Consider the following 6964-nt stretch of genomic DNA (forward strand, 5'->3'; position numbering starts at 1 on the left):
GGTCGTGACCCTTTAATATATTGATAATATATTCACTTTATGCTATCCTCTCTTCAGAAAGGAGGAGGGGATGGCTAAAAGAGCTAAGAAGAAACGTGGCCCGAAACCAAAATACTTTGATATCGGTTGTCCCAATCCCAAATGTAAACACCATAGGAAAAAAGGACTGGGCAATGTGGTCTCCAATGGGACCTACCGAACCCGAAGTACCGGCAAAGCCCGGCTCTTTTTATGCCGTACTTGTGGCAAGGCTTTTTCCAGTCGTACCGGCACCGCCTTCTTCAATCTTCGTAGCCCCAAGAAGAGAGCCCTTATGGGCCTGCAGCTGCTGGCCGAGGGCCTGGGACTTCGGGGCACCTCCCGCGTCTTGGAGATCAAGCTCGATACCATCCGGAGGTGGTTGGCGGTGGCTGCTCTGCATTGTGAGCAGGTTAGCGATATGCTCCTTCGGGACCTCAAACTCTCCCAAGTCCAAGTAGATGAGCTTTGGACCTTCGTTAAAAAAAACACCAAAATCTCCATGGACCGCCAACCCGACAGCCCCGTTTCTCCCCCCAAAAGGACGGGGCCGTAGTTTGGGAACGACTTGGATCTGGCGGGCCTTCGCCCCAGAGTTTCGTCTCCGTTTGGCCTCATTGGTGGGGAATCGAAATCTTTATAGCGCCCGGCGACTCCTGCGCAAGATCCGAAGGCGTCTGGACGATTCGCTTCCCCTCTTTACTTCCGACTCCCTCCGGCATTATGCCGAAGTCCTTTTAGAACTCTTTGGTCAATGGGAAAAGCCTGTCCCGAAAGGATTAAGGGGACGCCTGCCGAAACCCCGCCGGGTTCCTTCCCCTGCCCTAAGGTATGCTCAGGTTCATAAAGAGCGTCAGGGAGGGCGAGTGGTCAAGGTAACCCGCAGCGTCATCTTCGGGAAACGCCGTCCCGTCGAAGCTCAGGCCGCTTCCTTGAAACGAGCCGATGGGAGCGAAGGACAGATTAACACCGCTTACATCGAACGAGATAATCTAACACTGCGCCAGGAACTCCGCCGTCTGGCCCGTAAGACCTTGGGGTTTTCAAAGAACCGTCGAGAACTCCAAAATGCCCTCGATTTTATTGATGCCCATGATAATTTTGTAAAGCCACATCGGGCCCTGCGGTTGAGAGCCCGATCTAAGGGGGATCACGTTTGGGTTCTTCGCACCCCTGCCATGGCAGCAGGGATCAGTAATCATGTTTGGACGTTGGAAGAACTGCTCTGTCACAGAGAATGATTAAATAATTATCAATATATTAAAGGGTCACGACCGTTTTATTCCATATTTGGCTACATGGAAGATTTCTTTCAGTACAAAGACCCACGCCTGGGCCTCAAAATCGGTCGTATATTGGCTGATCCGATAAAGTCCTTATTCTTCCAGAAAGCCAAGGATGGAGAGATGGATGAAGAAATAAACAAGAAACTTTATGGCCTGTTTACCGGTAAGGAATAGCGAAGAAATATTTATTTGGAAGAAGTAAGACTCGAATTAACAGATACTGCCAGGCTAATCCTTGAACGGCGATTGCACTTGCAAAGGTGCAGTTCGTAAAGACTGAAAGAGCAAGGATTCCTGGTTGAAATTCAATGAAATAAGCATTCCAAATAGGGAGTTTGAGAGCTTAGGTTGAATTTGGCTTTTATTTCCACTCCACCTGTAACTGAATGCTCACCCCATCGGGGCGGAAAAATCTTACTTCCTGCCACTCCAGAGACGTGCCCGCAGGGGGAGCAACGGCCATGTGCTTCCGATTGGGGGAATGGAATTGAACTCGAATGTCCGACTGGATGCCCAGTGCCCATTCGAATACGCTGTTCATCGCCCCCAGGGGATCCGTCAGGATCAAAGCGGCATGGTCATACCATGCCAGTTGGGTTTTGGCCTTGATGTTCTCGCGAATGGGCTCGAAGACAAACTTTCCGACGAGATATCCCCCCACCGGGGTGACAATCAGATCCTGGTAGGAAGGGGGTTCGAAAAAGGCCTCGATTCCGAATTCATAGAGGGCCGAAAGCAGTGCCGAGTACCCGAAGGAACCGAATTCGCCGAAACCCCGCTCGCGGGCCCGAATATAATAGGTGGCGCCGAAATAGGGGTGGCCTATGTAGTTAATCCACCATTTATCCTTATCCCAGACCGGATTTTGAACGTTTTCTTTCCATTTTTTCACGGTTGCTTTTTTCTGCTCCTTCGTCCAACTGGTCACACTCTCCGGCAGAAGATACAGGAAGCCGGCAAAAACAACCTGGTAACTCATGAAAAAGGCCGTATCCCTTCCGATGCCCCTCCAATCCCGCTGGGGTTCGCTGCGCTCTTTCTGGCCCGCATCGAATAAAGGGTTCTCCCCTTCATTCAGCAACGTGTACCTGCCTTCCGAATCGATTACCTGGCAAAAGCCCAGGCCGAAGGTAGGGGTAATTTTCGGATCTTCGGTTGTTCCCATCTCCCTGAAGATCTGCCTCCCGGAACAGCCCGGTTCATTCCATTCGAGATAGACGTTCCATGAGCGATGAGTGGCATGGGCCGTATTTTCCATTTGATCTGTTTCCCGCAGATGAGGTCCGACCTCCTGCGTCCTTTCCATGACTCCTTCGGAAGCCGTGGCTGTGCGAAAACCATCCGCACCCATCTGAAACATTCCCCATAAGAAAAAGAGGAGAAAAGCGCAAGTTCTTATCATCATGCCGTGTGCCGTGAGGGTGAAATCAACAGGGAAATAAGATAAATTTGAGATTCTAACATGGAACGCCTATAAAAGGAAATGGATACGACGTTGAGGGGCCAAGTCCGGAAACCATACCTCAATTTTCATGGACAAGAATGGGTGCAGTTGATAGTATGACTCCAAATTTTTTCCCGGTGGATGAAAATCATGCCAAAGCGTCTTCGAATTTATATTGCTGTGGCTATGGGGTGGGGTGCCCTATTCTTTCCTCCTTCTCTTCCGGCTGCTGAAATCACCCCTTTCTATACCCAGAACCAAAGCCCGGTGATTCAGATCTTCGGTTTGCCTTCGATCGGAGAACCCTCCTTGGTTCCCGCCCGAAAGGCAGACCTGAGGTTCATCGTTGACCTGACGAATCATTTTATCGAAGACCAGAATCAGCGGGAAAGCATCATCCTCGATGGACAAAGAACCCGCATCAGCCTGGATTCACGATACGGGATCTCCAAGAATTTTGAGTTCGGGCTGGCGATTCCCTACATCATCGAGGGGGGCGGCTTTACGGATGGGTTTATTGACTGGTATCACAATACCTTCGGCTTTCCCGCGGGGGGCCGGGATCAGGCGCCGAAGAATCGCTTGCTCTACCAGTACCAAAAAGACCGGCAGGTTCTCCTCAAGGTCAACAAATCCAGCAATGGAATCGGAGATATCCAACTTATGGGCGGCTTCCAACTCTATCAAAGCGCAGTCAAGCCCTCCCGGGCCATATCCCTGCGGGCCTCGCTCAAGCTGCCTACCGGAGACAGCCAACAACTCCATGGAAGCGGGAGCACCGATCTTTCTCTATGGATGACTGCCGGAGAAGACTTCCGGCCGGGCATCGGCCATATGACCCTCTTTGGGGCGGGCGGGGTCATGGGCATGACGGACGGGGACGTTCTGAAAGATCAACAGCGTAATTGGGTGGGGTTTGGGGTTTTAGGCCTTGGATGGAGTCCTGCCCGCTGGATCGCTTTTAAGATCCAGGCCAATGGGCACACCTCGTTTTACAAGGATAGCGGACTCGAAGAACTGAACGCTGGGTCGGTACAGCTGACCATCGGAGGGACGCTATCTTTTTCGAAAAATATAAACCTGGACCTCGGGGTCACAGAAGACCCCTTGAATCGCGCCTCTCCCGATGTGGTCTTTCACCTTGCCTTGCGCGGCAGCTTTTAAAGTAAGTGGTTTGTGTCTGTGTCAGTGTCAGTGTCAGAAAAAAAGGATACGGTTCACAGACAATACCCGCGATTGAGTCGAGTAGACCGGTTTCTCCAGATACCACAGGTTGAGGTTTGTTTTCTCCGTTTGCCGCCTGGTTTTCCCGGCGGTGCCACACTATTTCAACCCTATATCCGTTGGCTCCGGCCCCTCACAGAACCGGACGGGCAGATTTCCTGCATCCGGCTCTTCAGACAGGTTCACATGCCTGTGGCATAAATCCAAGAGTAACCTTTCACTATCCTGGGTCTTGGTAAGGGAAAACGCTTAAGTCGCTCCTGGAATTCTTCCCAGTTGAAACTCTTCCGCTGACTCCGCCTGTTGAGCCACTTGAACCACTTCCGCTCTACCGCATAGGCAAATTTATTCAGCGTTGCTGCATTTCCCGCAAATCCGTAGTAGTTGTAATACCCCTTGAGAACCCGGCATACATGCCTATGGAGTTCCCGGAATGATAACAGATTGCGCAGTTTCCTCAGCTTGTCATTCAAGGCGATCAGGGTCCTGCTGTGTCGCTTCCCGATCGTCTTCCGTCCCAGTCTTGCGCCACCTCTGCGGCTACGGGTCATGTAATGCGTAAAGCCAAGAAAGTCAAACGTGCCTAACCTGCTACCCTCCTTCTTTCCCTCCAGATACGCCCTCCTGCCAAATTCCATCATCCGGCTCTTCTCCAGGGATAGTTCCAGACCAAACTGCTTCAGCCTGTCCGGCAACATTTCCCATACCTTCTGCGCATCTTCCCTGTCGGTGCATCCGATGACAAAATCATCGGCGTATCGGATCAGGTATATTCTGCCTGCCAATTCTCTCCTTACCTTCCGCATGATCCACAGATCAAGAACGTAGTGCAAGCAGATATTGGCCAGAAGCGGAGATATAACGCCACCCTGGGGTACCCCTACTTCATTGCGTATCCTTTCCCCTCCCTCCATTACTCCAGCCTTCAGCCATTTCCCTATCAACCGCAGGATCGTGCGATCCACAATCCGCTCTTTGAGCATCCGCATGAGCCACTTATGATCCACGTGATCAAAATACCCTTTGATGTCCACATCTATCAGGTAGTTCACCCCGCCTTTCATAATGCTCAACTCCAGCGTCTTAAGCGCATCGTGCCCGCTCTTCCCCTCCCGGAATCCATAGGATACGTCCAGAAAGTCTTGCTCATAAATGGCGCTCAATATCTTCGCCACCCCTCTCTGTACAATCCTGTCCTCCAGAACAGGAATCCCTAAAGGCCGCTCCCTCCCATCGGGCTTCGGTATCCATACCCGGCGAATGTCATTCGCTCTGTATCGATTCTCCCGCAACCGCTTTACCAGATCCGCTATGTTCCTATCCAGTTCCTCTCCGTAGGACTCATAACTTACCTGGTCTATACCGGCTGCCGCCTGATGGTTCAGCTCGCGGTAACAACCCTTCAGGAATTCTTCGGTCAATAGGTGGGCTAATGAAGTGAATTTAATCTTTGAATCTCTTGCCGCAATCTCTGATAGCCGATTCAGTTCCGTTGACAATGCTTTTCCGGGCTCTGTGTCCTGCATTGTTTCCCCTCCTCGATACACCTGCCTGTCAACCCCTTCCCTCCACCGGCATTACCCGGCTTCATCAGTACTATGAGTTGATCCGACTACCTGTACCTCATCCTTAACCCTCGTTTCCTCGGTTTTGAGTACCCCTTTATCAGAGGAAGGCACAGGTCCTCCCAGGTTCCTGAAGAATCCCTTGAACAACATGCCGTGGACTATGACCCCGGTGGAGTATCCGCCATCTCGCCTTTAACGATGGCTTCGTTGCTGCCTTCAGGGTTCTTAATCCCTTGGGCTCGCTCCACAACATTAGCGTTTTCGAGGCTGAACTCCTTCACCCATTTCGGATTACGGCCTGCTGTCACCCTGTTTACGCTTCACTCATACGGTTACCCGCATAAATGCAAAACTCGGTTCTGACGGTCGGCTAACTTTGTCAGGCTGGCTTCTCAGCCAACTGGATTCCCCAGGCTTTGCCTGGCGCACTAAAAACTCGCTTTTGGTTAGGCTGAATATACGAAAAACGGAGGTGCATGTCAACCGAAAAGACCACAAGCAAGGCGGGACTGGAAAAACAGATCAAGCGGCAGCTCCCAGGCCGTGGGCTGTAGCGAAGCAAGCCTGAAATACCTTGCCCCTTACGTCTTCAAAGTTGCCATCTCAGGGCGTCCGCTGGAGTGAGGGGGTAGACCTTTATTTTAGATCTAATTCGTAATAGCCAGATAACAATTATTGGCTGGACCTATTCGAGCGGGGCAATCTTCTGCGGTTCCTGCTGAGCCCGCGCCCTCTCCCAGTTAGCGAAGAGCTCCTCTTGGTGGATTGTTGCCCACTCGATCACGAGTCCCATCACGCGAGGCGGCAAGCGGCCAGAGAAGGCGGACAGGTTGCGGATGTCGATCAGAGCAACGTAGCCGCTGTACTCCGCATGGAAATGGGGCGGATTGTGATCGTCAAAGAACATCTTGATGACGATGCCAAAGAAGCGACTGATCTCAGGCATGGGAGGACTCGCAGCGCAAGGCGGGGAAAACGTCTTCCGGCCTCTTGCCCGTTGCTTTAAGATACAAGGCATCTGGGCAAAGATCAATTTGGTCGCCCCAGATAAGCTCGCCAAATGAACCGATCCGGACCTGCTCAAAAATTCGACGGTTGCACCACATGGCGAAAACGCCTTTGCCGGCTAAGCCGGAAAGATCCACCACCCCACGCGCTCCGTCATCAAATACCAATTCCAGGCGATACCCCTGCAATACCTTGACCTCGGAGATTTTCCTCATTTCCTTTTTCCTCCTTCCCCTCTCATCGTATCATAGATGAGAATATCCGGGAAGAGCGCTGTTTTTCAACGGCCAACGTCCGGCGTCACCCGCGCCCGCTTGCGGGCGTCGGGTGCATGCTGAGGTTAGGAGATCTATTCAACTGGTGCTCTGGGCGCGACCGAGGCGCCCTCAACGCGGTGCCGCTCGAGCGCCTGGGCG

General features: G+C 52.0%; 9 protein-coding genes. 4 read left to right on the forward strand and 5 right to left on the reverse strand.

From position 1 onward, the window contains the following. The first annotated feature begins 70 nt into the window (after positions 1-70). Genes Q7V48_12955 through Q7V48_12965 form a run of 3 tightly spaced genes read left to right on the forward strand, consistent with a single transcriptional unit; the run spans position 71 to position 1478 of the window. Positions 71-574, forward strand: a complete 504-nt coding sequence (locus Q7V48_12955) for a hypothetical protein (protein MDO9211638.1) — start codon at positions 71-73, stop codon at positions 572-574. Between the two features lies 1 nt (position 575). Further along, positions 576-1259, forward strand: a complete 684-nt coding sequence (locus Q7V48_12960; GenBank protein MDO9211639.1) for an IS1 family transposase — start codon at positions 576-578, stop codon at positions 1257-1259. Positions 1260-1316: 57 nt separating this feature from the next. After that, a complete protein-coding gene (locus Q7V48_12965; GenBank protein ID MDO9211640.1) occupies positions 1317-1478 on the forward strand; it encodes a hypothetical protein in 162 nt (53 codons plus the stop codon). Positions 1479-1665: 187 nt separating this feature from the next. Here the strand turns inward: Q7V48_12965 and Q7V48_12970 are convergent, their stop codons facing one another. Further along, positions 1666-2655, reverse strand: coding sequence for a DUF3943 domain-containing protein (locus Q7V48_12970; protein MDO9211641.1), 990 nt, complete (start codon positions 2653-2655; stop codon positions 1666-1668). A gap of 243 nt (positions 2656-2898) precedes the next feature. Here Q7V48_12970 and Q7V48_12975 point away from each other — a divergent pair, with 243 nt between their 5' ends. Next, positions 2899-3912: a DUF3187 family protein gene (locus tag Q7V48_12975; protein ID MDO9211642.1), complete on the forward strand. Its 1014-nt coding sequence runs from the start codon at positions 2899-2901 to the stop codon at positions 3910-3912. Positions 3913-4154: 242 nt separating this feature from the next. On the opposite strand, the gene ltrA is transcribed toward Q7V48_12975, so the two are convergent. From ltrA to Q7V48_12995, 4 genes are all read right to left on the reverse strand, one after another. Further along, positions 4155-5498 carry a group II intron reverse transcriptase/maturase gene (ltrA, locus tag Q7V48_12980; protein ID MDO9211643.1) on the reverse strand — a complete coding sequence of 448 codons (1344 nt, stop codon included), beginning with the start codon at positions 5496-5498 and terminating at the stop codon, positions 4155-4157. Positions 5499-5698: 200 nt separating this feature from the next. Further along, the gene (locus Q7V48_12985; GenBank protein MDO9211644.1) at positions 5699-5848 is read right to left on the reverse strand and encodes a hypothetical protein; all 150 of its coding nucleotides are present in this window, start codon (positions 5846-5848) and stop codon (positions 5699-5701) included. Positions 5849-6225: 377 nt separating this feature from the next. Beyond that, entirely contained in the window at positions 6226-6486 is a 261-nt protein-coding gene (locus Q7V48_12990; protein MDO9211645.1) for a DUF4160 domain-containing protein, read from the reverse strand. Beyond that, positions 6479-6763: a DUF2442 domain-containing protein gene (locus tag Q7V48_12995; protein ID MDO9211646.1), complete on the reverse strand. Its 285-nt coding sequence runs from the start codon at positions 6761-6763 to the stop codon at positions 6479-6481. The genes Q7V48_12990 and Q7V48_12995 overlap by 8 nt, the downstream gene beginning before the upstream one ends. Between the last annotated feature and the right edge of the window lie 201 nt (positions 6764-6964).

The sequence above is a fragment of the Deltaproteobacteria bacterium genome (genome assembly GCA_030654105.1).
GTDB lineage: Bacteria > Desulfobacterota > SM23-61 > SM23-61 > SM23-61 > JAHJQK01.